Raw genomic sequence first — 26,742 nt, 5'->3', positions numbered from 1 at the left:
GGCAGTGAAGCTGTTGTTGCATGTCGACGCGACGGAAGAAGGCGATCCGCAAAGTTGGCGGAAATGGACGGATTTACTGAGTCCGGACGTGATCGGAGAATTTGGAAAAGTTTTCGGAGAAGAACTGACGTTATTCTGCCCGGAAGCGGAGCGTTATGGCGTGGCGGAAATTTCCGTGTCCTTTTCGAGTGAAGCGGACATGCGGGAAATCAATGAAAATTTCCGGAATATGGACGAGGCGACGGACGTTCTTTCCTTTCCCCTGTGGGAGGAGGACGGCCGTTTTGTTCCGGCGCCGGAGGTCCCCGAGCTGCTTCCCCTGGGGGACATCGTGATTTGTCCCGAAGAAGCGGGCCGGCTCCATGAAGGTCTTTCTCCCGCAGGGGGCCTGTGCCTGATGCTGGCTCATGGTTTTTTGCATCTTCTGGCCCAGGACCATGACACGCCGGAAAAGGAAGCGGCCATGTGGGAATGGCAGGATCGCATTCGAACCAGGCTTCTGGACGTTTTGAGGACGGCGGAGGGGGCCCGGTGATGGAGGGCGTGCTGAACGGAGCTCTCCTGTCCGCGCTGAAGGGCCTTTTGTGGCTGGGTATTCTGCTGGTTCTGTCGGCCTGCTGCAGCGCCGCCGAAACGGCCATTACCACCACGGGGCGGGGAAAACTCCTGGCTCTGCAGGAGACGCATTCGTTTTACCGGTCGTTTTTGCAGTGGATAATCGACGACGTGCAGAGGGCTCTGACCCTGTGCCTGATCGCGAACAACATCGTCAACATCGGGGCCAGCGCGCTGGCGACGACGCTGGCTCTGCATATCTTCGGGCAGGGGGCGCTGATTTGGGTCGTGCCTGTCCTGACGATTTTCATCGTTATTTTTGGTGAAATTTTGCCGAAAAGCATCGCCATGATTTATTCAGAACGAATTCTCCTGATTTTTTCGCCGGTTTTGCGGATTTTGGGTTTTCTGGCCTGTCCCTTCACCTGGCTGATGCAGATCAGCGTCCACTGGATCGGCTGGCTTTTCAAGGTCGATCTGAAACGGCAGAGTCCCTTCGTCACCCGGGAGGAAATCGAGCAGGTCGTCAACATCGGCGAGGAAAGCGGGGCTCTGGAGGCCATGGAGCGCCGCATGATTCACGGCATCATCGACTTCGAGGACACCCGCGCCTACGAAATTATGGTTCCCAGGGTGGATATGGTGGCCGTGGAGGACACGGAAACCATCGGCAGCGCCATGAAGGTTTTTATCGAACACGGCCACTCCCGCCTTCCCGTGTACAACGACAACTCCGACAACATTGTGGGGATACTCTACGTCAAGGACACTCTGAAGCTCCTTCTGGCCTCCGAACTGGACCAGCCCGTGAGTTCCCTGATGCGTGAACCCAAATTTGTCCCCGACAGCATTCGTACGGTGGAGCTGCTGGAATCCATGCGGAGGGATCACATTCACATCGCCGTGGCGGTGGACGAGTACGGAGGCATTTCCGGCATCGTCACCATGGAGGACCTGCTGGAGGAGATCGTCGGGGAGATTCAGGACGAGTACGACCAGGAAACGCCCGACCTTCTGGAGGATGAGGACGGTTCTTATCTCGTGCAGGGGACCATGAGCCTTGAGGACCTGAGCGAGGCGCTGAACTATCCTTTCCGCTCCGAGGACGCCGAGAGCATCGCGGGGCTGGTGCTTTCTCTGGCGGGCAAGTTTCCCGAGGACAACGACGAATTCGAGTATGGAGACTGGATCATCCGGGTGGTGGACCTCGAAGAGCACCGCATAAAACTGCTTCGCCTCACGAGGAAACCCAAAAGTACGGGGGAAGATCAATGAGCGAAACGAGAACATCTGACGCCGAAAATTTTCAGTGGCCCCGGTCCGGCGTCGGCGCGGAAGAACTGCTTGAAAAAGCCAGAACGGCGGCGGAGAACGCTTATGCTCCCTATTCCGGATTTCGCGTGGGGGCGGCGCTCATGACATCGGACGGCTCTGTTTTTTCCGGCTGCAACGTGGAAAACGCCTCCTATGGAATGAGTATCTGCGCTGAACGTAACGCCGTAGGAGCCATGATCGTCGCGGGACACCTCGATCCCGTGGTCATCGCCGTAACGGGAGGCGAGAACGGCGAACCCTGCCCTCCCTGCGGGGCCTGCCGGCAGGTGCTGCTGGAGTTCAACCCTGATCTCCGCGTGGTGCTGGAATCGCCTGAAAAGATTCTCATATTGCGGGTGGATCTGCTTTTGCCTCTGACCTTTTCCCTGATGAAAAAAAATTGAGGTCCCATGTCTGAAAAAATAATGCGGTGCGGCGTCGTCGCTCTCATGGGCCGTCCGAACGCGGGAAAGTCCTCCCTTGTCAACGCCCTTCTGAAGAGCCGGGTGGCCATCGTCTCTCCCAAACCGCAGACGACCCGCAACGCCGTGCGATGCATTTACAACGACGACAGGGCTCAGATCGTTTTTACGGACACGCCGGGAGTTCATATTCCCAAAAATAAACTGGGGCGGTTTCTGGCGGATTCCGTTTTCGACGCGCTGGAAAATGCCGACGCGATCTGCTGGCTGGTGGACGCCTCCGACCGGAAGATGAGCCCCGAAGACCAGGAAGTTCTGAGAATACTGGAAGAAGTGGACCGACCGGTGATTCTGGTGATCAACAAGTGTGACCTGAGCGATGCGTCCCGAGCCCTGGAGCTTTACGGCAAAACCCGTTCCTTCGCCGGAGTGGCGACCCTGTCGGCCCTTCGCGGAACCGGCGTCAGGGAGCTGATCGACTGTCTCCTGCCTTTTTTGCCCCAGGGGGAACCCTGGTACGACCCCGAAATTCTCATGGACACCACGGAGCGTTTTCTCGCGGGGGAAATCATCCGCGGTCAGCTGCTGTCTCTTCTTCGGGACGAAGTTCCCCACTGCACCGCCGTGGAAATCGAGGAATACAAAAGCCCGGAGGAATATCCGGACCGGAAAAAACTCTACGTTCGGGCGAACCTCATTGTGGAGACCGGAGGGCAGAAGGCCATCCTCATCGGCGAAAAGGGAAACATGCTGAAGAACATCGGCCGGGGAGCGAGACTCGAACTCGAAAAAATCACAGGACATCCCGTGTATCTGGACATCTGGGTGAAGGTCTCCCCGGGATGGCGTCAGTCGGACCTGGTGCTCCGAAGGCTGGGTTATGCCTGATGACAAAACGCTTTTGAGTCGAGGGACCCGAACGCATGGCTGAAACAGGACGCGGCCTGGGCCGGCAGGGCTTCGAAACAGCCTCGGGCGTGGTGCTTCATCGTCGCGTCGTGAGAGAGGGAGATCTGCTGCTCACGCTTTTTTTGAGAGGGCTGGGGAAGATTCGGGTCTCCGCCGGAGGGGCGGCCTCGGGGAAGGTGCGTTTTGGCGGCGGCACGGAGCCTCTGGTGTGGGGAAGTTTTGGCCTCTACAGGGACAGAATCGGCAACTTTCGCCTCAAAAACGCGGACGTCGCCGACGATCTGCTGAAGCTGCGGGGGAGAGCGGAGTCCCTTTTTGCGGGGGTGCGATGGGCAAAGCTGCTGCTCGCCCGTCTTCCGGAGGAGGAGGGTGCGGACGACCTCCTGACGGCCCTGTACTGGGATATGAAGCTCCTCGAGGGGCGGGAATTTCCCGTGCAGGTGGTGAATTTTCATTTTTTGTGGCGCTGGCTGAAACTTTGGGGACTGGCCCCGGACCTGACCCTCTGCGTTCGCTGCGGAAAAAAGCTGGAGGCGGCCTTTTGGACGGAAGACGGACTTCGCTGCGAAGACTGTTCTCCCCAAAAGGGCGGATGGGCGCTTTCCCCCGGGGAGACGGCCGGCCTGCGGGTCATCGCCGGAATGAAGGCCTCCGCCGTTGTGGCTGCCCGGGAGACCCGACCCGACCTTCCGGAACCGGACCTCTTTCCGAAGCGTCTTTTTGACGACGCGGCCCGTCGCCTGGAGGGGCTTTTGGAGGAAATCTGAAGGACACGACTCCCTGTTGCATTGTGGGCGGGCCGTCGGGGATAAAATATATGAAAAATTGAGATATAATTAACCATTCATCCGTTCTGCTTTGTTTTATTTTGTTTGCAGAGTTTTAAGGGGAGGCATACAGGTTGAATTTTCAGGATATTTATTTCAGGCTCGAACGTTTTTGGGCGGAGCAGGGGTGCGCCGTGCAACAGCCCTACGACATGGAGGTGGGGGCGGGAACCATGAACCCCGCCACGGCCCTTCGGGTGTTGGGCCCCGAACCCTGGCGGGTGGCCTATGTGGAACCCTCGCGTCGGCCCACGGACGGACGCTACGGCGAAAATCCGAACCGTCTGCAGCACTATTATCAATATCAGGTTATCATCAAACCCGCTCCCGCCAACATACTGGATCTTTATATCCAGAGCCTGGTGTCGCTGGGAATCGACCCCGCCGAACACGACATTCGTTTTGTGGAGGACGACTGGGAGAACCCGACGATCGGCGCCTGGGGGCTGGGCTGGGAGGTTTGGCTGGACGGGATGGAGATCACTCAGTTCACCTATTTTCAGCAGCTGGGCGGAATCGACATGGAGCGGGTTCCGGCGGAAATCACCTACGGCCTGGAGCGCATCGCCATGTACGTTCAGGGAGTGGAGAACGTCTACGATCTGACCTGGACGGGGAAACTCTCTTACGGAGACGTCCATTTGAAAAGCGAGATCGAGTATTCACATTATAATTTCGAAATCGCGGATACGGTCATGCTTTTTCAGCTTTTCAACATGTACGAGGCGGAAGCGGGCCGGATACTGGAAGCGGGTTTCGTTCAGCCGGCCTATGACTACGTTCTGAAATGTTCTCACGCCTTCAACCTGCTGGATGCCCGAAACGCCATCAGCGTCACGGAGCGCACCGGCTACATCGGCAGAATCCGGGCGCTGGCCGGGCGCTGCTGTGAAGGTTACGTGAAGCAGCGTCAGGAGATGGGGTATCCCTTCATGGGGAAATTTGGAGAACCGGACGACAGCGCCGATCAGGGGGGGAATGCCTGATGAAACCCGAAGACAACGCGAAGGATACAAAAATCGAGGACGTCCTGCTGGAGATCGGAACGGAGGAAATCCCCTCCCGCTTTTTCGCCTCCATGATGGGGGTGTTCAGAGAGCAGGCCCTGGAACAATTCAACGGCCAGAGGATTTCTTTCCGGGATATGGAGGTCTACGGCACGCCCCGGCGCATGACCCTCATGGTTCGCGGCGTCGCCGGAAAACAGGACGATCTTGTGGCCACCTTCAGAGGGCCGGCCTGGAACGTGGCCTTCGACCCCGTGGGAAACCCAACTCGCGCTGCGGAGGGCTTCGCCAAAAGCAAAGGGGTGGACGTGGCTTCCCTGAAGGAAGTGGACGTGGAGGGCGTGCATTACGCCGCCGCGGAAGTGCGGGAAGCGGGCAGGCCCGTGGTTTCTCTGCTTCCGGAACTGCTGCCCGCCATTATCGGGAAGCTGGTTTTTCCAAAAAATATGTACTGGAGCGATCCGGGAGTGCGCTTCGCCCGTCCCATACGCTGGATCGTGGCGCTGATGGGTTCCGAGGTTGTGCCCTTCCGGTATGGAGATGTTCAAAGCGGACGCTGTTCCAGCGGACATCGCTTCAGAGGGAACAAAACCATCGAAATCCCGGACGTGGGGAGCTACATGGACCGGCTCTACGACAACAGCGTCATCCTGGACCAGGAGAAGCGGAAGCAGAAGCTGCTGACGGGAATCGCCGCTCTGGAGCACGAGTCCGGCGGCGACGTGGAGCTGGACCCCGAACTGATCGAGGAAAATCTTTATCTGGTGGAGTATCCCGTTCCCTTCGCGGGCTCCTTCGACGAGCGTTTTCTGGAGCTCCCCGAGGAGGTGCTGATCACCTCCATGAAGAAAAATCAGAAATATTTCGCGGTGCGCAGGGAAGGAAAGCTGACGAACTCCTTTGTGGGGGTCAGCAACAACCGCGCCGTGGACATGAAGACCATCCAGGGAGGCAACGAGCGCGTCCTGCGGGCTCGATTGGAGGACGCCGCCTTTTTCTGGCAGGAAGACCTCAAATATCCCCTGTCCTCCTGCGTGGATCGTCTCAAAACCATTATTTATCAGGAAAAGCTGGGTTCCGTTTATGACAAGGTGATGCGGACCCGGGAACTGGCGGGCTGGCTTTGCGCCCGGCTGGGGCTCTCCGAGCTGACTCCCCTGGTGGAGCGGGCGGCGCTGCTTTCCAAGGCGGACCTGGTGACTCACATGGTCTACGAGTTTCCGGAGCTTCAGGGCGTCATGGGACGGGAATACGCCCGGGTGAGCGGCGAGGACCCTCGGGTGGCCCTGGCCCTTTACGAGCAGTACCTGCCCCGGTACGCCTCCGACTCCATTCCCACGGACAACGTGGGAGCCATTCTGGGGCTCGCCGAGCGTCTCCACGTGGTGGTGAGCTGCCACAAGGCCGGCCTGGAGCCCACGGGTTCGCAGGATCCCTACGGACTGCGCCGGGCCGCCCGCTGCATCAACGAAATCCTCTGGGGACGGGAACTGGATGTGGACGTGGCCGCGGCCGTGCAAAATTCGGCGGCCTCCAACGAGGTGGACGAAAAAACCCTGAACCGTATTCTGGCCTTTATGGAGCAGCGGCTCCTGATGCAGATTCGGGAAAAGGGATACGACCATGAGCTGGCCGTCCTTGCGATTTCCGTGGCGAAGGAGCGGCCCCTTCAGGTTCTGCGCCTTCTGGAGGCTTTGACCAGCGTCAGGGAAGAGCCCTGGTTCGCGCCCCTGGTGACGGCGGCGGTTCGGGTGCGCAACATCCTGCAAAAGGCGGAGGCGGTATCGGACGACGTGGATCTGAATCTGGCGGTTCTGCCCCCGGAAAAGGCCCTTTTTGAGGAAATCGTCCGGTTGGAACCGCTGGTGACGGCCTCTCTGGAAAAAGACGACTGGAAGGCCCTGATGGCATCTCTGGCCGAGCTGTCGCCCGTTGTCACGAAATTTTTCGACGATGTGCTGGTCATGGACCCCGACGACAAAGTTCGCGCCAATCGTTTCTCCATTCTGAAACGCTGTGACGATCTTTTCAGGAAAGTGGGAGATCTGGGGACCTTAAAGATTTAAAAAATTTGAGATGAATTGATTTATACCAATTTGCTTTCAATTGAGTGTTAATGAAGAAGCTAATGTTTGAATATCATTGCTTTTAGCTATTCTAACTTTAGGCCTTTTACTTCAAATTGGAATTTGAAGGTGCGCATAATTTTTGCGTTGTCTTTTATGTTAATGAACGATGTGCAGTTGAAGGACAGTTTCTGCTAAATTATTGAGGGAGGTTTTGCAGTAATGACTGAGAAGTACATTTATGGTTTAAATGAAGGCAACGCCGAAATGAAAGCCCTTCTGGGAGGCAAGGGAGCCAATCTTGCGGAGATGGTTCGCAGCGGACTTCCGGTTCCTCCGGGGTTCATCATCACTACGGAAGTCTGTCTCAAATATCTGAAGGACCCCAAAATTATAGATACGATCTGGGATGGAATAAAATCCTCCGTGGCGGGTCTGGAAAAGGAAACGGGCAAGGGCTTCGGCAACAGAGAAAACCCGCTTTTGGTCTCTGTCCGGTCGGGCGCGCCGATTTCCATGCCAGGCATGATGGAGACGATTCTGAATCTGGGGCTGAACGATGCGACGGTGGAGGGACTGGCCGCCGCGTCGGGCAACCGTCGGTTCGCTTTCGACAGCTACCGCCGCTTCATTCAGATGTTCAGCAACGTGGTGGACGAGGTGGATTCCAGTCAGTTTGAACATATTCTGGAAAGCTCTAAAAAAACGTTGAAGGTCTCTTTTGACAACGAAATTCCGGCTCCTGAGCTGGAGAAAATCGTTGCTGAGTTTAAGAAAATTTATAAAAAATCTACGGGGCAGGAGTTCCCCAATGACCCCTGGATTCAGCTTCGCCGGGCCATCGAGGCGGTGTTCAAAAGCTGGAACATCCCCCGGGCCGTTACCTATCGCAAAATCAACAAGATTTCCGACGACCTGGGGACGGCCGTCAACATTATCTCCATGATTTTCGGCAACCTGGGAGACGACTGCGGTACGGGCGTCTGCTTTACGCGCAGCCCTTCCGACGGTACCCATAAGCTGTACGGCGAGTTTCTGATCAACGCCCAGGGCGAGGACGTGGTGGCGGGGATTCGCACCCCCATTCACATCGGCGAGATGGAAAAGGTCATGCCGGACATCTACAAAGAACTTTGCAAACTCACGAGTCAGCTCGAAAAATCCTACAGAGACATGCAGGACATCGAGTTCACCATCGAACGGGGGAAGCTCTATCTCCTTCAGACCCGCACGGGGAAGCGGACGGCCGCCGCGGCGGTGAAAATCGCCACGGACATGGTGAGCGAGGGCCTGATCGATCAAAAGACGGCTGTGACCCGCATTTCGCCGGAACAGGTGGAGCAGCTTCTGCACCGTCAGGTGGATAAGGACGCGAAGAAGGACGTGGTAGCCGCGGGGCTTCCGGCTTCTCCCGGCGCGGGAGCGGGGCTTCTGGTCTTCGACGCCGACGAGGCCGAGGAGTGGGCGAAGGAAGGCCAAACCGTCATCCTGGCCCGGCCTGAAACCTGTCCGGACGACATCCACGGGCTTTTCGCGTCGGCCGCCGTGGTCACCAGCCGGGGAGGCATGACCAGCCACGCGGCCGTGGTCGCACGGGGCATGGGCAAACCCGCCGTCTGCGGATGTGAGGAAATGGTGATCGATCTTGATGCCCAGACCCTGACCTCCCGTGGCCGGACCTTCAAAAAAGGCGACTTCCTCACCATCGACGGCACTTCGGGAACCGTTCTGGCGGGACAGGTGCCCCTGGTGGACGCCACCTTCGGGGACGACTTCAAAAAGATTCTGAGCTGGGCGGACGAAGCCGCGCGGCAGGAGGTTTGGGCCAACGCCGACACGCCGGAGGACGCCCGGCGCGCCAGAGAGTTCGGGGCGAAGGGCATCGGCCTGTGCCGGACCGAGCACATGTTCATGGCCACCGACCGCCTGCCCGTGGTGCAGGAACTCATCGTGGCCGACACTCTGGAAGAGCGCCTTGTGGCCCTGGACCGGCTCAAGGTGATGCAGAAGCAGGATTTTGTTGAAATCTTCAGGGCGATGGAGGGCCTTCCCGTCATCATCCGCCTTCTGGACCCGCCGCTGCACGAGTTCATGCCGAAGGAGCCCGACCTTCTGGAGGAGCTGGGCGCGCTGGAAAAGAAGGGGAAGAGCGATTCTCCCGAGGCCGCTCGTCTGCAGAAGACTTTGGCGAAGGTTCGTCAGCTCCACGAGTCAAACCCGATGCTGGGGTTCCGGGGCTGCCGTCTGGGGATGGTGTACCCGGAAATTTTCGAGATGCAGAATCACGCGATTTTCGAGGCCGTTGCCGAATTGAAGAAAGAGGGCGTGAAGGTTCATCCCGAGGTCATGATTCCTCTGGTGGGCACGAAGGCGGAAATGAAGTTCTTCCGGGAAATGTCGGACAAAATCGCCGCCGAGGTCATGGAAAAATCGGGGACGAAGTTCGACTACCTGGTGGGGACCATGATCGAGGTGCCCCGCGCCGCTCTCGTGGCGGACCAGCTGGCGGAGTTCGCCCAGTTCTTCAGCTTTGGAACCAACGACCTGACCCAGACCACCTTCGGCTATTCCCGGGACGATGCGGAGGGCAAGTTCCTGTTCCAGTACGTGGAAAAGGGCGTTTTTAAAGAAAATCCCTTCAGCGAGCTGGACCGCGACGGCGTGGGCGCGCTCATGCGCATTGCTCTGGAAAAGGGACGCGGGGTCAACCCCGGACTCTCCGTGGGAATATGCGGGGAACATGGCGGCAACCCCTCCAGTGTGGCCTTCTGCTGCTCCATCGACATGAACTACGTGAGCTGCTCTCCCTTCCGGGTGCCGGTGGCTCGTGTGGCTGCGGCTCACGCGGCGCTGGGGGCATTGAAATAGTGAGTTTGAAACAGTGAATTTGAAGTGGGGAATTTGAAGCGGCGGATTCCAATATAGAAAAGTCTGAATATAGAAAAGTCAGAAACAGTGGAATCTGAAATAATAAAAACAGGATGTTGCCGAAAAGGTTGCACAATTCGAAACTTTTTTTGCAGACAGCGGGCGTATTTGGTCGCCCGCTTTTTTATCTTCTCTGCAAATAAATTACAAATAAATTTCCAAAAAAATCATGGAATTTAGTTTCCTCTGACCTCTTTATTTGGTAAGATATTGGAAAGGTATTGATAATAAGAGCAGGGTTGTGAGGCAGACAGGCCTTTTCGGAGAGAGTACAAATTTCGTGCAGGGAGAGTGTACATACGTGAATAAATCGGACAGGTCGTTGGCAGGTGTGATTCTTGGGATTTTTGCAGTGTCTCTGATTTCTCTTTCCTGGTCCCTTTCATGGCCCGCCGGCGCGGAAGCGGCGACGAAGCGGGTCGTCAAAGGCCGGGTGGGAAGAGCCGGAGCGTCTTCGGCGACGGCTTCGGGAGCCGCGAAAAACCCCTATGTGATCCGTACGGCTTCAGACCTTGCCGCTTTCGCCCGGGCGGTCAACAACGGAAATTCCTACGCGGGCAAACATGTGAAGCTGGCCGGGGACATCGACCTCTCCGGAACGGCCTGGACTCCCATCGGAACCTCCGGGAGCGGTGGAACAAAGGCCTTCATGGGGACCTTTGACGGAGCGGGATACACCATCTGGAATTTGCGCGCGGGGGGCGCCGCCAGGTCCTCCGTGGGGCTGTTCGGCGCTCTTGAAGGGGCCACGGTGGTCCGCCTCAGCCTTCAGTCCATAGAGGTCACCGGGGAGACCAACGTGGGAGGCATCGCGGGCTTTATGAAAAAATCCCTCCTGAAGGACTGCTCGGTTTCCGGCACGGTGAGCGGCGTGTCCTCGGTGGGAGGCATCGCGGGCAGCGCGCTCTCGGGAGGGCTGGAGAACTGCTCCTTCTCCGGAACCGTTAAGGGCAGAGACGCCGCCACCGGCGGGTTGGTCGGCACAATGGACCAGGCTGCGGTGCGCGCCGCCTTCCTTAATGGAGCCACGGTGGAAGGCCGGGGAGACGTGGGCGGCATCGTGGGCGGCATTCTGTCGGGCAGCATCATCTATTGCCGCGCGGAGGGCGTTACCATCCGGGGCGAGCAGAACGTGGGCGGCCTCGCGGGCAATATTTTGGACGGCGGAGATGTGGTCCGCACGGTGTTTAAGGGACAGGTTATCGGAGAGGTCAGCGTCGGCGGAGCAGTGGGGCGCATGATGGATGGAACTCTGTCTCAGTGCGATATCGAGGGCTCCGTTCAGGGCAAACTCAACGCGGGCGGCATCGCGGGAGAGTTCGCCGGTGGACAAATGGAGACCTGCAAATCCAGTGCTTCGATTTACGGAGGCATCAATGTAGGCGGTCTTGCGGGTTACGTCTATGGCGGAAACCTGAATCGCAGCGTCAACAGCGGAACGATCAAGGGCGGTGAGGCCGTGGGCGGACTGGTGGGCAACCTGGACCGGGGAACCCTCTCCGGCGGGGAGAACACGGGCAGCGTCATTGGCTACATGCACAACAGCAGCGGGGGTGTCGTGGGAGTGAGAGGACCGGGCTCGCTGTCCGAAGCGGGCAATGTGGGCCAGGTGATACGGCGGTAACATGCGAGTTTTTATTTCAGAATAATGTAATGTTACAAAGGAAACAGAAGAATTGCTGTGTTTCCGGAAAGGAAGTTTTATCAGATGCCTAAATTAGTGGAATGCGTCCCCAACTTCAGCGAGGGACAGCGTCCGGAGGTTGTCAGCGCCATTGTTGACGCGGCGCGGGCCGTTCCGGAGGTCAGAGTGCTGGATTATTCGTCCGACCCCGCTCACAATCGCACGGTTCTTACTTTTGTCGGAGAGCCTCAGGCCGTTAAGAAAGCGGCCTTCGACTGCTGCGCGAAAGCCGCGGAACTGATCGACATGGAAAAGCACAGAGGCGGCCATCCTCGTATTGGCGCCACGGACGTCATTCCGTTCATTCCTGTCGTGGGCGTGACGATGGAGGAGTGCGTCGCCCTGGCTCACGACCTGGGGAAGGAAATCGCGGATAAGCTCTCCATTCCGATTTATTTCTACGAGGCCGCGGCGAAACGTCCTCAGATGAAGGCGCTTCCCGACGTGAGAAAAGGGGAGTACGAGGGGTTGAAGGAGGCCATAAAGACTCCGGAGCGCGCGCCGGACGAGGGGCCTCATGCCATGCATCCCACGGCGGGAGCCACGGTGGTGGGGGCGCGTCCGTTCCTGGTGGCCTTCAACATCAACCTGGACACGCCCAACGTGTCTCTGGCGAAAAAAATCGCCCAGACGATCCGGGCGGCCCGGGGAGGGTACGTGAACTGCCGCGCCATCGGGCTGCTTCTGGACGACCAGGAGATCTCCCAGGTCTCCATCAATATGACGGATTATACGTCCACTCCGCTGCACCGGGTGTTCGAGACGGTGAAATCCGAGGCGGCCCGCTACGGGATCAACGTGGTGGGCAGCGAGGTAATCGGCCTCACCCCCATGCAGGCCCTGATCGACGCCGCGGAGTTCTACCTGCGCCTCGAAGGGTTTAAGCGGGATCAGATTCTGGAGGCCCGTCTGCTGGAAGAATAACGGAAACGGACAAGAGCGAACAGAGGGGGTCCGGTGAAATCCGGGTCTCTGGCAAAAAAATCGCCGCCGGCCTGAAACAAAACAGGAATCCGGCGGCGATTGCTTTTTGGGGAGAGAGACCTCCATCGCGGAGCCTGCGCGTACGAACTCAGCGGTCGTCGAACTGCCTCAGCTCCAGGGCAAGGCACTGGGCCATGATCTGCAGGGCGGCAATGCTGTTTTGAGGCAGATGGGTGGCTTCCGAGCCCGGCTCCAGGGCGATAAACCCCTCCGTCCTGTCGTTTACCTGCAAAAGGAAAATGTAGCGCATACCCTCCATTTCGGGCCACAGAGAGAGCGCCTCATCCAGGTATGGAGGCCGTTCGGATGTTTTTGTGTCGGACAGGTCGAAAAAAATCCCGGAATTTTTGGGAAAAGGCTGAGCAGTGGAAAGCGCGCTGGAAGAAAAGGGAGTCGCGATGCCCTTTTTTTGAAAGGCCGCCGGGACATAGGCTCCGCTCTTTTGGTCCCATGCCGCGAAAAAGCAGCTGCCTTTGGGGACCAGCTCCGAAACGACGTCCGCTGAGAGCTTCAGCAGAGATTCCCGCGTTTTTTGCTCCTGCAGCAGCGACAAAGCCTTTGACAGTGAAAAAATAGCGAAATCGGCCGAGGAAACTTTCTCTTCCTTCTGCAATCCTTCAAACTGGAGCCGGTTGGTGGACAGGGCCCGGGCCGCCAGGTTGCCGAACAGTTCCAGAAAGTTCAGAGTTTCCTCCGTCAGGGCGTGGTCCCACTCCCCCAGGCAGAAGAGACGCCGATTCTCGTCCGGTATGGGCAGGACGACCCGCCAGGTGTGATCGTCCGCCTGAACGACGCGAGGCACCGGGGGGGTGAATGCCTCCGCGAATATGCCTTTGCGCTCAGGAGTTTCGATTTCGTCGCCTTCGAGGAAGGTCAGGGTTCCTCCGTCGTCTTTGAAGATGGAGATGGAGCGGGGGAAAAGGCTCTCGCGCAGAACGTCGGAGAGAAAGGCGGCGTAATAGGTGATGGGCATGGGTTCGAAGATGGCGGCCAGCGTGTTTTTGGTCGCCAGGACGATATAGGACAGACGGGAAAGGCGCGCTTCCGTGATCTCGAAGTGCTGGAAGGTCTGCCACAGGGAAATCAGACCGGCCGCGGACTGCATATCGGAGAGCAGAGAGGCTTCCGGTTTTTCCCGCAGCAGGACATAAATTGTCCAGTATATGCCGTGAATGCGTATGGCCCATGGCCAGTCTCCCTCAATCGCGGCAAAGTCCGTCTCGAACTTGCCGGCTGGAATGTGAGAGGGAAAAAACGAAGCCAGTTTTGAAGCTTTTTCTTTTACGAGCAATCCTTTTGTTTGAACACCCACCGCGTCCAGAACTTCCAGGTCGGCGTCCCGGGGTTCCAGAATCAGCGCGGCCTTTACCCGTGAAGCCAGAAAATCGACCAGCAGGTTCAGGGCTCCGCCGGAGAGAATAAAATCCATCTGTTCATAAAGTCCGTCCATGCGTAACCACCTCCGCATATAAAAACCTCGATACTGTTTATATTAGTCGATTTCACCGACACTGTCCATCTGCTATTCCAACATGAATCTCAAACTCTGTGAGATATAATGAAAAACGGGAGAAACGGAAGAAGTTTTAATATCGGCTCCGGCGGGAGAGCGTACGAATGAGCGGCGGGTGAGGCGAATGAAGAAAGAGGTCCGAAGGATGAAAAGAATGCGGCTGACGTTGATCTGGGTCGTTTTGTGCGGCCTGATATTGTGTCCTTCCCTGACCTCCGGAGCGGAACCGCGCTTTCGGGCAGTTTTCGTGGGAGACATCATGGCCCACCGGGAACAGCTGGACGGAGCCCGCCGGGGGAAGGGAGTCTGGGACTTCAAACCGCAGTTTCGTCGGGTGAAGCCCCTTTTCTCGGATGCTCTGGCGGTGGGCAACCTGGAAACGGTTTTCGCTGGAGAGAAGAGCGGTTTTGCCGGTTATCCCTCCTTCAACACGCCGGATTCTCTCGCGGAGGCGCTGACGGATCTGGGGGTGAAGGTTCTCACTCTGGCGAACAACCACATTCTGGACCGGGGAGTGACGGGCGCCTCGCGGACCATCGACGTTCTGGACAGCGCGGACATCTTTTGGACGGGGCTGAGCCGAGGGGAAATCGAGCCCGACGAGCCCCTGGTTCTGGAGTACGCCGGGCTGAGATGGGCCTTTGCCTCCTGGAGCTATGGCAGCAACCGCGTCCTGGCCTCCGGCGACGTCCGTCTGAACACGATCTCCGCTGAAGCGGTGCAGCGGGGACTGGACCGTGCCCGTCTGGCGTCCCCCGATATTCTGGTGGCCTGTTTTCACTGGGGAGAGGAGTATCGTTATGTCCCCACGCGGAGCCAAAGGGAAATCGCCGCGCTCTGCGTGGAAAACGGCGTAGACCTCGTGATCGGAACCCACCCTCACGTTTTGCAGCCCATCGAAATTGTCTCCTCCGGCGGCAAACGACATCTCGTCGTCTGGTCTCTGGGGAACTTCGTCTCCTACCAGCGGACCCTGCCCCGTGAACGAAGCTGCGTTCTGGCAGTGGATTTCGAAAAACTTCAGGACGGCGGTCTGGTTCTTTCCCGGGTTTCCGTCGCTCCCACACGGGTCTCCGTCACTCGAAGAGAAGGACGGTACCTGTGCGAGGTGGTCTGCGGAGGGGAGAGCGACCGCTTCAACCACGCGGGGCTTCCGGCTTCGGAACTGAAGCTGCTGAGAAAGGCGAGCCGGGCCGTTCTGGATTTTCTGGGGGCCAGTGGCGAGGCGGACGAGGAGGGCTTTTACACGCTGTGGGACCTGCGTTCACCGGACGTTTTGCCAAAGGGGCGCATCAAATCTCCCCTGTGAAAAATGTGAAAAAAAGGTTCATAAAATAAAAACCTCATGAAAATCATAAAAAAGTTCGAGTTATTTCTGTTTTTATTTCTGTCCTTTCTTTTTTTTCCCTTCACTGAAAGGGGATGGAGCCTGGAAAGCGATTCCGAGGGGCTGGACTGGCTGCTTTCCCCCCGTTACGAGCGGGCCGAGCGTTTCTCGGAAGGCCTTGCCGCGGTCATGTCCGGCGGACGGTGGGGCTATATCGATCCCAGGGGACGATGGGTGGCGTCTCCCCGTCTGTCGGAGGCGAAACCCCATCAGGAAGGCCTTGCCCCCGTGTCGGTGGAGGGAAAGTGGGGATTTATGGATTTGAAGGGGCGGATGGTCATCAGCCCCGACTACCTCGCCGCGGGGCCCTTCAGCGAGGGTCTGGCCGCCGTGCGCTCGGGGGACCGGTGGGGATACGTGAACACCCTGGGGAAGCGGGTCATCTCCGCCGATTTCGACGTGGCGGGAGAATTTTATCAAAATCGCGCGGCCGTATCGATGGATGGACGATGGGGCTTTATCGATTCCCGTGGACAGTGGGTGGTGCTGCCGCTGTACGAGGGAGCCTGGCCCTTCGCGGAGGACCGTGCCGCCGTGCGCAACGGAGGAAAGATCGGTTTTCTCGATGCCTCCGGCGCGCCGGTCATTCCCGCCGGTTTCGACGCCGTCTTTCAGGGACGGGTTTACTCGGACGGGCTGGCCGGAGTCGCCAGGGGAAGTCAGTGGGGCTTTATCGATCGCGACGGGCGCTGGGTCGTGCCGCCGGTTTACGACAGGGTATGGAGCTTCAGCCACGGCCTGGCCGCCGTGCGTCGAGGGAAAAAATGGGGGTATATTTCCACTGCCGGAAAACTGGAAATCGAGGCCGCCTTCGACGACGCGCTGAGTTTTTCGGAGGGAGTGGCGAGCGTCTCCTTTCGGGACCGCTGGGGCTATATCAACCGCAGAGGCGTTTGGGTGATGGCCCCCGTGTTCCTGGAGGCCCTGCCTTTTTCCGAGGGACTGGCGCCGGCCCGGGGAACCGACGGGCGGTGGGGATACGTGGGGAGGAGGCTGACGCCGCTTTTCGGCGCGGCATTCTCGTCTGCCGGGTCCTTTTCTGGTGGAATTGCCGCCGTCGGTTACAGGGGCAAAAAGTACTACATCAACCTGGCGGGCCGTCTGGCTTTTGCGAAAGAGTTTCAGGACGGCGGGGATTTTTCCGGGGCTCTTGCGCCGGTGGCCTCCGGGGACCGCTGGGGGTATATCGACCGGAAGGGCGAGCTGCGCATTCCTTTTCACTTCGAAGCCGCCGGGGTTTTCAGCGAAGGCGAAGGAGAGGGAGAAAAGAGACGCCTGGCCCCGGTGCGTCTGAAAAATCGGTGGGGCTACATCGACGAAAAGGGGAACTGGGTCGTCAAAAACAGCTACTCCTGCGCCTGGCCTTTCAGCGAAGGGCTGGCAGCCGTTCAGTCGGGGAAAAAGATTGGATACATCGACACGAAGGGACGGGTCATAATAAAACCCCGTTTCGACGTTCCCCCGGCCGGAGCGCCCGGGAGCTTTTCCGAAGGGCTGGCGGCGGTTTTGACCGGCGGTCGTACGGGGTTTATCGATCGCAGTGGCAAAATCCTCATCCGGGCGTCATTTCTGCCCTGGAAAACGGAGGCCCCCCGCTTTCGATCGGGCATGGCCCAGGTGGAGTCCGAAAAGGGACGGTTGAGCTTTATCGACCGTGAGGGGAAATTTTTGGAGCTCCTCCATAAAAAAGAGCTGCCTCGGGCCGCCGCGTCTTCAGGGAACCCCGGCGCTCCTGTCCCCTTCCGGTCCGAGAACGGCGGCTGGGGATTTCTCGACGTCGTAACCGGAACGATCTTCATCCCTCCGCTCTTCGACGCGGTGCTTCCCTTTCAGGAGAACAGAACGGCCGTCAGCCGCGACGGACGCTGGTGGTATATCGCCCGTCCGGACGAATAGCCAGGCTTGGATTTACACCAAATTCGATTTACACCAAATCCAGCGAGGGAGCATGCGTTTCCGGTTTGTTGTTGTAGCGGGCCTGGAAGCCCTGTTCGTACTTCGAGGCGATCATCATGATGCCGTTGAGCCGGTCGGCTTCGTCGAAAATCGCGCGAAAAACGGTGACGTACCGAAGGTCCCGTTCGTTGGATTCGTAGATGGCGGCCGACGACGTCCGGATGACGAAAAGCTCCTTCAGCACCTTTCGAGCCAGAGCGGTATCCGGAAAAAGCTCCCGCATGGGCTTCATCATGAACTTCGCCCTGTCCGACTCGTAAAGCGTCATCATGGCGTGGTTGGCCCGGGTAATCAAAATCTGATCCAGCATGGCGTCAAGGCTGGCCTCCACGTTCTGGGGATTCGGCCGCTCCAGAGGATGGGGCACGGGAACAAGGTAGGCCACACCCATGAAAGGCTGGTTGAAGGTAAAATCCGTCTCCACGCGGCTGCCTCCGATGATGGCCTCGTAGCGTCTGGCGCTTGAAAGGTCCCGCTGGCTGCAGTAGAGCGCCTCAATTCCTCCGTTGTCGTCGAAGTGAACGACGCAGTTGACCTCCACCTCCGCGACCTGATCCGCCCCAACGGCCACGATCGTCTCGGCCTTCATCTGGCCCACCACGGAAAGCATGTCCAGAAAACGAAGAGCGTCTTCTTCTTTTTTGAAAAATGAAATGAAAGTTCTGTCCGCCAGAGTGCCTTTTTCCCGGTCAAACAGATCCACGGCGGCGGCGTTGGCGTATTTGACCCGCAGGGTATCTCCCGCCATGGTCAAAAACGAAAGCCGGTCCTCCAGCTCCAGAGGCGGAACGAGGGGAGAGACGGGACGAAATTCCATGTAGGGCTCGCAGGTCAGTTTCAGGCAGTTCTCCCAGGAGTTGGCGTCCACCGCCGTTTCTTCCGGGCCCGAAGGTTCCCGGAAAGTGAAGGTGACGTACGTTTCCCCATCCGACTCGAAGCGGGTTGCCATGGCGATGACGTTTTTGAGGTTCTGCCCCGGGGTGACGTACTGGATGGGCATGGTTTCCCGTCCACTGACGCCTCGCAGGGCCTTGACGTAAATCCGCAGCAGGTGACGCCGGTTGACCCGTGAGAAAAAGGGAAGATCCAACAGCCTGGAGGTACGAACGGACTCCTGGGTCAATCCGGTATGCCGAAGGAACACATCATTGGCTCCAATGATGTTTCCCCGTTCTTTACCGAGTATCAGCACGGAGTCCGGCAACGTGTTGATGAAAGGCAGTACGTCCAGACAGGCGGCCATCGCGCATTCCTCCTAAATCCGATCTTCCCGCGCCTTCATCGACGCTACGGGGGAGCTCTTCTTTATTGTTGCTGGCATTGTGGTTGACGAGAGGGACTCCCCACAACAGAGTTTACCCCTTTACGTTTATTGTATTTTAAATCGATTGCCCCTAAAACGCAACGACGCGACGAAGTATTCTCCTGACCCTGTCAATCGAAGCTGAAACGGGAAATAAAGCGAAGAAGAAAAAATGAAATCTTTTTCGATGTTTCCGTAATGAGTGAACAGTAAAAAAGGACAAAACAAAATTATCCTAAAACACCCATGGACTTATTTGTAAAATTACATAAAAGTCCATGGGACTTTCATGCAGTCACCGGTGAAAATGTCCGCGCGAAGCGGAGACGGAGCACGGGTATAAAAAACAGGAATGAAAAAATCGGACTGAAAAATTCGGAATGAAAAACACGGGAATGAAAAAGCGGGGAGCCGCGAAAATCGGTGATTTCCGGTGCTTTTGTCCGTTCAGGAATAAAATAAATCTGAAATTTTTTTTATAATTCTATTTGCTTATTCTTTGTGCGACTTAAGACCTATTGACTAAGTGACTTTTTATACATAATCTTTCTTATGTACCTAAATTAAAATTTGGTAAAAATCTTTTCAGAGAAATATCTGTCGAAATAGACAGGAGAAATGACATAAGGGAGGGATTCCCAATTTTGACGATCGATGCGTTGAGAATGGCTGTAGTGCGATGGGGAGGAGGATCCCGACGACGCAGAGGAATGAGCATGGTGGAAGCCATTATCCTCATGCTCGTCCTTGGAATATCGATATGGGCGATCATGTCGACGGCCGTATGGTCGACTCAGCTGCACAACTTCGCGAGAAACGACCTGAACGCGCGTATGCTGGCCGCCAGCTGGTTCGAGGTGTTCGAGTGCATCGATCCCGAACCGGAGGATTTGTCTTTTACAATGGCCAGCGCCACCAACACGGTTGCGAAGATTTTGGATCCATCGGCCACGGGCAGTTATACCAATCCGAACGGATTCACTATTCAGGGCTTCAGGGTCATTGTGGACGATCCCGCGACCAACACGACGATGGGCCCCACTCCCGTGAATGGCGTGAGAACCGTCAAACTGAAAATAAAGACGAGGCACACCGGACTTGAGGATTTTACGATCGAAAAAAGAATCAACGCAAAATCCAGTAAGACGGTTCCGGACGATCGATACGGCGGAGATGTCTGATGAGGAGCGAGGCCAGTGTCCGACCCGGCGAAGGGATCCCGGACGATCGATCGAAAAGGGGGCTGATGAAGTTGCGGCGTTTGCGCGCCTTTACATTTCTTGAACTGCTGATATCCATGATCATCATGGGTATTTTGGGAGCAGTGGTGCTCACCTCTCTGTATATTTTTTATGGAATGTTTTTTCAGACGCGGGATTACGCCGGCGGACGGGGTGACATCGAATACGTGTTCCAGTGGCTGGGGCGGGAGATCACCAACGTCTCTCTGGGTATGCCCAACAACAGGCGCAGAGAGGGTTCCTTCGCCGAGGCGTTCACGGGTATCGGCGGTTCCGATCCGGTGATGGCCTATATGGGCAAAATCAGTGAAGACTGGGGCGGCCCCATCACTCTGGCCTCCTTCGACCCGGTCTCGCCTCCCAGATCCCCGGCGCTTTTGGGGCCCATGTCGTCGAGCGGCACCATGGTGGACTCTCCAAGGCTGGACCTGGACTCAAGCGGCAACGTTTACGTGGGGCCTCAGCTTTATTACGCCTGGGCGTTTCCGTTTACGATGGAGACCTCAAAGCACTTCATCAAGGTGGGAAATCCGAATTCCAGCGACGTGATTATTACGGATGCCAGCCGGGAGGCTGGGGTAATTGAGGGAATCGTGAGCGGCGATGTCAGCGCCATGTACTGGAACGGAAATTCAGTGCCCTCTCTGACGTTCCATTTTGCCCTGCCGAACGCCGTCCAGAGGCTTCAGAACTTCACGCTGGACGGACAAAACGTCAGTTTGCAGGTTTCGAACGGCCGTGACGTCCGCTCCTGGGTGATTTTCCCCACCCTGCGCGTTCCCATGCTGGTGCGGGGGATTTCTCCCGGCTCTACGGGCACTCAGACTCTGGCGCTTCGCATGGCCCCCGGAAGCAGCACGGCCATGCCTCTGGAAGGTCTTCTGGGCGGCTTCGAGGAAGTCTACGGCGTGAGGGTTGCCCGTCTTTACGTGGACCAGAACCGGCGTCTGGTGCAGGAGGTTTTCGGGTCGGATTTCACCGACGGAGACACGAGCCGCATCAACATTCTTGCCTACAACGTGGCGGGAATGTATTTCCGTTTTGACGTGAGAAATCGTCTTTTGACGATGTATCTTGCCATGAGGGGAGAGGAGCTGGACTCCGCCGCCAGAGGGACGCCTCCGGCCTGGCCTTCCTTCGCGGCTCCCTTTTCGGAGGCTGACAAAAGGTTTCGTATCATTACGCAGAGTATGACCTGGAGGATAAGAAATTGAACGGGATAAAAAGTTCCTTTCTTGTGCGGATGAGGCGATTCGTGGAGAAAAAACGGCGGGGCATGGGGCTTCCCACGGCGCTGGTGATCGTCCTGGTGGGAGCCGCGCTGATTACCTTTGCCTTCACCGCCGCGTCGCAGTTTATAAATTTGACCGCTCAGCAGCGGGAGGCCTACGTGGAGCACACGCGGATGACGGACGTGATCGAGGACGTGAAGGGCAGAATTTCCGAGTACAACTATCGTAAGGGAGAGGCGCTCCATCGGCCCACCATCGACTACGATCATCCTTATGACCCGAACGTCTCCAACGATCAGGACCTGCTGATCCCTCAGATTCCCGCGCTGCCCGCCAGCTCCGACGGGTTCCCGGGGAGTGCGGCTTACTCTCTGAGGAGGGATATTTCCATCCCTGAAAGACAGCAGCTGCTGACCCTGAAAGTTTACGATGTAACCTACACGGCAGCGAATATAATAACGCCTATCTCCGCCGACGTGCTGGCGCAGATTCCGGCGCCTCTGGTGGTGCTGTCCAGCGCGGACCTGGACGCGGGATATTTGATGGAAAGCGGAAGAGACGTCGATGTTTCGAGTTTCTGGAAAATCAACGAGGAGACGATTCTCAACCCCGTGAGCTGGAGGGAATTTGGAGCCTATCTGGTGAGAGCCGAGCTCTTCGACGTTTCGGGTGGAGCCCGGCAGCGTATCCGGCTGGTGGATCAGGCCTTTTTCCAGGTGTCCAGCGCGGATATGTAAGGGACGTCCGTTTTCCAAAAGAACGGTGAAAACTATGGAGGCATTTTTTGACGTGCCATGGGGAGGAAAAAATGAATAAACGTGCAGTCATCTTTTTGATATTGCTGAGTATGTGCGTATTTTCGCTGAGTCTCGCGGGAGAAGGAGCCCCTCTCATTCCTCTGCGCTCCTTCGAGAAAACCACCGATTACCCTATCGACGACAACTATGTGGAGGGTATCGATCCCAACGTTCTGTTCCTGCTGGATACGGGGTCGCCCATGACCTTTTCGCCCAAGGGACGCATGCCGATGATCGATGTGACCTTCAATCCCAACGAGCGCGCGGCCATGTATCAGTATTCCACCTATGGGACGGGGACGAGGCCGGTCATCCGCAACGGCGTGGAGCAGACGAGCAACACCTATTTGCGCTACGGCAGAGATTTGGACGCGAGCAACAATATCATCGGCAACATCAACTGCTACTACAGCCCTTACCCCGACAGGCCCTACTATCTGACCTTCAGGGACAGAACCTTTGCGGAGTGGAGGGAGGGAACGCCCTGGCCCGCGGGCTTCCCCGGGGCGCTGCAGCCCTATCTCACCAACGGTCAGCCGGTGCCCCTGAACCTGGCGAATCAGTATCTGGTTCCCAACGACAGCCGGATGTATCAGATGAAGCTGGTTCTCTGGCGTCTTCTGGGGGAGGAAAGCAAATCCCTTCTGAGCCGGATGCACATAGGGATGGCGACCAGCTATCAGGAAACCAACTTCCCCACTTTGTACGGAGCGGATTTCTACAAATATGATCCCTGGGATTCGGGGACTTACAGCAACGTCCTCAGCGGAGATTACAGCGGAACCTACACGAGTGAAAACAACATCAGTTTCCCCCATGGAGCCGGGCCGGACTGGTCCTCGGGAATTGGAACCCTGTCGGGAGGCAGCGGGCCCTACAACAACTCCTCCTCCGTGTACGCGGGGATTATCCGTGACTTTTATGTCTACCCGATAGGCTCGTCCCAGTGGGTGGGAGTCAACAGAGCCCTCCTGAAGCTTCCCTTCGATTATCTCTACAAGACGCGGGACACGGGCGAGGTGGTGTCCACGGACAACCTGGCCGAATTCCAGCTCTATATCAACGGGATTGAGAAAGGGGACGGCAATACCTACGAAGGCTACGTGGACCCCGAGTTCATCGCGGACGGCAAAACCCCTCTCGCCACATCCATCTATGGGAGAGACGACCATTTGAACGGCGCCGCCACCAGAGACGCGGGTTCCCCCGGGTACATCCATCCCGCCATTTATTTTGGGCTCTCGCCGGAAACTCAGATGTACGCGTACGGGTATATCAAATTCAAGAACTTCCTGATCCACGACGACATCAGCGGCGAGGACCTGAAGGCGGGGAACGCGGTAGGAAGCGTCATCGACTTCTTCTCCCCCAGGTCCCAGAACCTGGCGTTCAACAGTGGAGGAGGGAGCGATACCCGGGGTTACTTCCCCGTCATCGGCTCCTGCCAGAACAACTGGCTGGTGGTCTTCACGGCGGGCAACGACAGCGATCCCGGCGCGCAGACGGCCACGGGGGCCGACGCCGTCCGGAAACTCTACCTCAACACCCAGAACATCAGGGGGCGCAAGTGGGACAGGTCGGACAGTAAGTGGAAGGACAACACCTTCGCCATGGACCACGGCGTGCGGACGATCGTGGTGGGATTTGTGGACGAGACCGACCCCAGTTCCCAGAAGCTGAAGAATGAGCTGACGGCCATGGCCCAGTACGGCGTACCCTACACCGACGGAACGCCCAACCCCAAATCGAAACCCTACTTCGCCAACGACGTTCCCAGCCTGCTCACCAGTCTGAAATCGGTGCTCATGCGCATCAACGCCGACAAATACGCCTCCAGCGCCCCGGTTCTTCAGAGCAACGTGGAGGACAATATGAACGCTCTTTATCTTCCCGCTTACAAGGTTGCGGTTTTCGACCAGTGGGAGGGGTGGTTCCAGAAATATGAAGTGCTCTCCGACGACCTGACCCTGCTGAAAAACCGGTGGGAGTTCAACGACAGGCTCATGTCCGGCAACCTGGACGCCAGGCAGATCTACACGGTCAACAGCACGACGGACACGGCGACGACGACGTCACTGGTATCCACGACTTTGCTGGAGAACCTTGCCGGAGTCCCCTCCACGGACAGCGCCAAATTCAACAAATGGCTCCACCGGTATCACCGGATGAGCGAGGGGCTGGAAGTGGCGGCCGATACCGTCCTTGGAGATATGGAGCACGGAGGATTCGCCGTGGTGGGCCTCGCCTCCGCGGACGAATATCCCGGCATCACCGGCAGAACCACAAGCAGTGACGTCCGGGTGTACCTCCAGACCAACCGGGGCGTTCTTCACGCGGTCAACGACCTGACCGGGAACGAAGAATGGGCCTTCATTCCCCCCAACATCTTCCAGGGCCGCCTCAAAGATCTGAAATACGATAAGTCCGCGCCTGACGACTATCTGGAGAACGACGGAACGACCCACCTCAACTCGAAGGTGCTGGTGCTGCTGGACGGTCCCCTCAACGCGAAGGAAGTGCGCGACGGCAACAACTACAAGACCGCTCTTCTCGGCAACCTGGGCTGGGGCGGCAACGGTATCTATGTTCTGGACGTGACAAGCCCCGCCAATCAGCCCAAATTCCTGTGGGCCGTGGACAACGCCCGTTACGGCGTCACCGAGGAGGCCAGCCCTCTTATGGATGGCCTGAGACGCTGGGGAAGCGTGGCGGGTCTGTCGGACGTGAAGTCGGATTACACAGATCTGGGGCTCACAATCGTAAGTCCGGCGATTCTCTCCATCGACCACAAAGGAGCGGCTCCCGGAGACGTGGGCGTTCTGCCCGGCGGGCTGGGGTATCAGCTGGGGGCGAACTCTCAGGGGAAGGTGATTTACGTTTTCGAGCCTCTGACGGGAGAGATTCTCAATCCTCTGGGGAAGAGCGCCACCGATTTCATCACGCCCGCGGGGCGTTCTCTGGGGATGATGATCGCTCCGATTTCCTACGTTGCGGCAAAAGACGGGAACAAGAAGCTGAAGAATATAGAGGCCTTCTTCACCGCCGACAGCGAGGGGAACGTCCTTTCCTGCGACACCACGGGGTCGGTGAACACCTGGAAACTGGAAAGCGTTTTCCAGCTGCGAACCGCGGACAATTCAAAGCCCGTGTTCATCGCTCAGGCGCTGGAGTATGGAATAACGTCGAAACCGCCTTATCAAAAATGGATTTTCGGCGGAACCTGCGACCTGAGAGTTCCGGACTACACCGACACCCGAAAAATGGAGAACCCGGAGCAGTATATTTTTGGAGTGAACCTGACGTCGGCCCCGAGGAGCACCGTGACCTCCGACCTCTACCAGCGGCCCTACGTGAAGGACTCGCTGCCCGGAAATCCTCCCGGAGCGATCAATCCGGGAGACGAACCCGAGCCGACTCTGGCCCAGGTGCAGAACGGTTGGGCTCTGAAACTGCGTCCGGCCACGGACGTGACGAAGGCTGAATACGTCACGGTGCCCCCCTTCCTCTATCTGGGCGTGCTCTACGTGGCGACGTTCGTTCCCAAGCCGATTCCCGAGGAGATGGCCAGCCGGGATCTTTGCCCCGAGCTGGGGGATGCCAAGGTCTACGCCCTGAGTCCCTTTACGGGCAAGGGGCTGTGGCCGGGAAGAAATGCCAGCGATCCCACCCGGCCGGCGGTGGTTCTGGAGGGTAAAAAGCTCTCCGGAGCGACGGCCAAGGGCGGAAACATCTTCTTTTCAGTCCAGGATACGTCGGGTTCGGGCGTCAGCGGCGAGTTCAACGATGTTTACAGTCAGGAAGGGGAGAAGACTCAACTGGCCGTGGGAGAGGGTGTTGGCCACATCATTACCAGGGTAATTACGGTTTCTCCCGATATTCCTTACCTCCAATACTGGAAGGAGACCTATTGATATGAAAAAACGAATTTTGTTTTTGGGGCTGACGGTGTGTGTTTTCCTTCTGGGGGCGGCGATGTTCCCCGCCGGAACGGAGGCGAAGATGGAGCTGGTGGTTCTGGAGGCCAGCGGCACGCTGGAGGAGATCAACGACGCGACGAAGCCGGCGACGATCATTCTGACGGTGGACGGGGAAAAAGTGTCGGGCGTTCTGGCGGATTCCTGCGAATTCTGGGATGACAAAAAAAGGCCGGTGACCCTGAAGCAGTTCGCGGAGCGTTTTAAAAAAAGGATCGTTACGGTTCAGCTCTACGAGCACAATGAAGAGGTTGTTTCGTGCCGCGTGGGCTCCTGAGGGAGATCTGTCTGTCGGTTTGCCTTCTGGCGCTGGTTGTCAGCGCGGATGTGACGCCTGAAGCGCGGGATATGCTTCTGGAGCGCGGGCAGGGCGCGAAAGACTGTTGGATCACCACGGTTTTCTACACCTGAGTCGGGGGGTGCGACTACGCTCTCGTGCAGAGCGGTTTGCCGTCGGAGGAACCCGACCGATACAGAGCGGTCGAGGCGGGAGATATGAAGATATGGGTGAGGGAAGACATGGTATTCGAGGACGACGTTCCGCGGATCGCGGTCTTCCCCCGCCGGAACGGCGTGAAGGATGTGGGCGCTTCGAACCTCCGGGACTACGTCCGCCAGTGATATGGGTCAGAGGAAAGCCAGT

21 protein-coding genes are annotated in these 26,742 nt (G+C 57.6%); 19 read left to right on the top strand and 2 right to left on the bottom strand.

Annotated elements, in window-relative coordinates; all coding sequences use genetic code 11:
• Positions 1 to 4 precede the first annotated feature (4 nt).
• From ybeY to ftcD, 10 genes are all read left to right on the top strand, one after another.
• Entirely contained in the window at positions 5 to 535 is a 531-nt protein-coding gene (ybeY, locus tag LBR61_04645) for an rRNA maturation RNase YbeY (protein MDR1731363.1), read from the top strand.
• Positions 472 to 1,830 carry a hemolysin family protein gene (locus LBR61_04640; protein ID MDR1731362.1) on the top strand — a complete coding sequence of 453 codons (1,359 nt, stop codon included), beginning with the start codon at positions 472 to 474 and terminating at the stop codon, positions 1,828 to 1,830. The genes ybeY and LBR61_04640 overlap by 64 nt, the downstream gene beginning before the upstream one ends.
• A complete protein-coding gene (locus tag LBR61_04635) occupies positions 1,827 to 2,273 on the top strand; it encodes a cytidine deaminase (protein ID MDR1731361.1) in 447 nt (148 codons plus the stop codon). Before LBR61_04640 ends, LBR61_04635 begins: the two co-directional genes overlap by 4 nt.
• A gap of 6 nt (positions 2,274 to 2,279) precedes the next feature.
• Positions 2,280 to 3,179: a GTPase Era gene (gene era / locus LBR61_04630; GenBank protein ID MDR1731360.1), complete on the top strand. Its 900-nt coding sequence runs from the start codon at positions 2,280 to 2,282 to the stop codon at positions 3,177 to 3,179.
• Positions 3,180 to 3,214: 35 nt separating this feature from the next.
• On the top strand, positions 3,215 to 3,967 hold the full coding sequence (gene recO / locus LBR61_04625; GenBank protein MDR1731359.1) for a DNA repair protein RecO: 753 nt from the start codon (positions 3,215 to 3,217) through the stop codon (positions 3,965 to 3,967).
• Positions 3,968 to 4,101: 134 nt separating this feature from the next.
• Positions 4,102 to 5,013, top strand: a complete 912-nt coding sequence (locus LBR61_04620) for a glycine--tRNA ligase subunit alpha (protein MDR1731358.1) — start codon at positions 4,102 to 4,104, stop codon at positions 5,011 to 5,013.
• Complete coding sequence (gene glyS / locus LBR61_04615; GenBank protein ID MDR1731357.1) at positions 5,013 to 7,100, top strand: glycine--tRNA ligase subunit beta; 2,088 nt, start codon at positions 5,013 to 5,015, stop codon at positions 7,098 to 7,100. The genes LBR61_04620 and glyS overlap by 1 nt, the downstream gene beginning before the upstream one ends.
• A 222-nt stretch (positions 7,101 to 7,322) precedes the next feature.
• Positions 7,323 to 9,968, top strand: a complete 2,646-nt coding sequence (gene ppdK, locus LBR61_04610; GenBank protein ID MDR1731356.1) for a pyruvate, phosphate dikinase — start codon at positions 7,323 to 7,325, stop codon at positions 9,966 to 9,968.
• A 361-nt stretch (positions 9,969 to 10,329) separates the two neighbouring features.
• Entirely contained in the window at positions 10,330 to 11,652 is a 1,323-nt protein-coding gene (locus LBR61_04605; GenBank protein ID MDR1731355.1) for a hypothetical protein, read from the top strand.
• Positions 11,653 to 11,736: 84 nt separating this feature from the next.
• Positions 11,737 to 12,636: a glutamate formimidoyltransferase gene (gene ftcD / locus LBR61_04600; GenBank protein ID MDR1731354.1), complete on the top strand. Its 900-nt coding sequence runs from the start codon at positions 11,737 to 11,739 to the stop codon at positions 12,634 to 12,636.
• Positions 12,637 to 12,784: 148 nt separating this feature from the next.
• On the opposite strand, the gene LBR61_04595 is transcribed toward ftcD, so the two are convergent.
• Positions 12,785 to 14,146 carry a hypothetical protein gene (locus LBR61_04595; protein MDR1731353.1) on the bottom strand — a complete coding sequence of 454 codons (1,362 nt, stop codon included), beginning with the start codon at positions 14,144 to 14,146 and terminating at the stop codon, positions 12,785 to 12,787.
• A gap of 208 nt (positions 14,147 to 14,354) precedes the next feature.
• Here LBR61_04595 and LBR61_04590 point away from each other — a divergent pair, with 208 nt between their 5' ends.
• Together LBR61_04590 and LBR61_04585 are read left to right on the top strand one after the other, a co-directional pair.
• Positions 14,355 to 15,518 carry a CapA family protein gene (locus LBR61_04590; protein MDR1731352.1) on the top strand — a complete coding sequence of 388 codons (1,164 nt, stop codon included), beginning with the start codon at positions 14,355 to 14,357 and terminating at the stop codon, positions 15,516 to 15,518.
• A gap of 36 nt (positions 15,519 to 15,554) precedes the next feature.
• A complete protein-coding gene (locus tag LBR61_04585) occupies positions 15,555 to 17,492 on the top strand; it encodes a WG repeat-containing protein (protein MDR1731351.1) in 1,938 nt (645 codons plus the stop codon).
• A 28-nt stretch (positions 17,493 to 17,520) separates the two neighbouring features.
• Here LBR61_04585 and LBR61_04580 read toward each other — a convergent pair whose 3' ends face one another.
• Positions 17,521 to 18,795 carry a PAS domain-containing protein gene (locus LBR61_04580; GenBank protein MDR1731350.1) on the bottom strand — a complete coding sequence of 425 codons (1,275 nt, stop codon included), beginning with the start codon at positions 18,793 to 18,795 and terminating at the stop codon, positions 17,521 to 17,523.
• A gap of 704 nt (positions 18,796 to 19,499) precedes the next feature.
• On the opposite strand from LBR61_04580, the gene LBR61_04575 reads away from it, so the two are divergent.
• The 7 genes from LBR61_04575 to LBR61_04545 all read left to right on the top strand — a co-directional run bounded on the left by LBR61_04575 (position 19,500) and on the right by LBR61_04545 (position 26,720).
• Positions 19,500 to 20,036: a hypothetical protein gene (locus LBR61_04575; GenBank protein ID MDR1731349.1), complete on the top strand. Its 537-nt coding sequence runs from the start codon at positions 19,500 to 19,502 to the stop codon at positions 20,034 to 20,036.
• 71 nt (positions 20,037 to 20,107) lie between these two features.
• A complete protein-coding gene (locus LBR61_04570) occupies positions 20,108 to 21,310 on the top strand; it encodes a type II secretion system GspH family protein (GenBank protein MDR1731348.1) in 1,203 nt (400 codons plus the stop codon).
• Positions 21,307 to 22,065: a hypothetical protein gene (locus LBR61_04565; GenBank protein ID MDR1731347.1), complete on the top strand. Its 759-nt coding sequence runs from the start codon at positions 21,307 to 21,309 to the stop codon at positions 22,063 to 22,065. Before LBR61_04570 ends, LBR61_04565 begins: the two co-directional genes overlap by 4 nt.
• 71 nt (positions 22,066 to 22,136) lie before the next feature.
• A complete protein-coding gene (locus LBR61_04560) occupies positions 22,137 to 26,036 on the top strand; it encodes a hypothetical protein (GenBank protein MDR1731346.1) in 3,900 nt (1,299 codons plus the stop codon).
• 1 nt (position 26,037) lies between these two features.
• Positions 26,038 to 26,376 (top strand): hypothetical protein, encoded by a 339-nt coding sequence (locus tag LBR61_04555; protein ID MDR1731345.1) that lies wholly within the window; start codon positions 26,038 to 26,040, stop codon positions 26,374 to 26,376.
• The gene (locus LBR61_04550) at positions 26,358 to 26,510 is read left to right on the top strand and encodes a hypothetical protein (protein MDR1731344.1); all 153 of its coding nucleotides are present in this window, start codon (positions 26,358 to 26,360) and stop codon (positions 26,508 to 26,510) included. The genes LBR61_04555 and LBR61_04550 overlap by 19 nt, the downstream gene beginning before the upstream one ends.
• Before the next feature lie 24 nt (positions 26,511 to 26,534).
• Entirely contained in the window at positions 26,535 to 26,720 is a 186-nt protein-coding gene (locus LBR61_04545) for a hypothetical protein (protein ID MDR1731343.1), read from the top strand.
• Positions 26,721 to 26,742: the final 22 nt, after the last annotated feature.

It is taken from the genome of Synergistaceae bacterium, from assembly GCA_031272035.1.
Lineage (GTDB): Bacteria > Synergistota > Synergistia > Synergistales > Aminobacteriaceae > JAISSA01.
The sequence above is the reverse complement of the archived record's forward strand: the minus strand, read 5'-3'. Positions and strand labels throughout refer to the sequence as shown.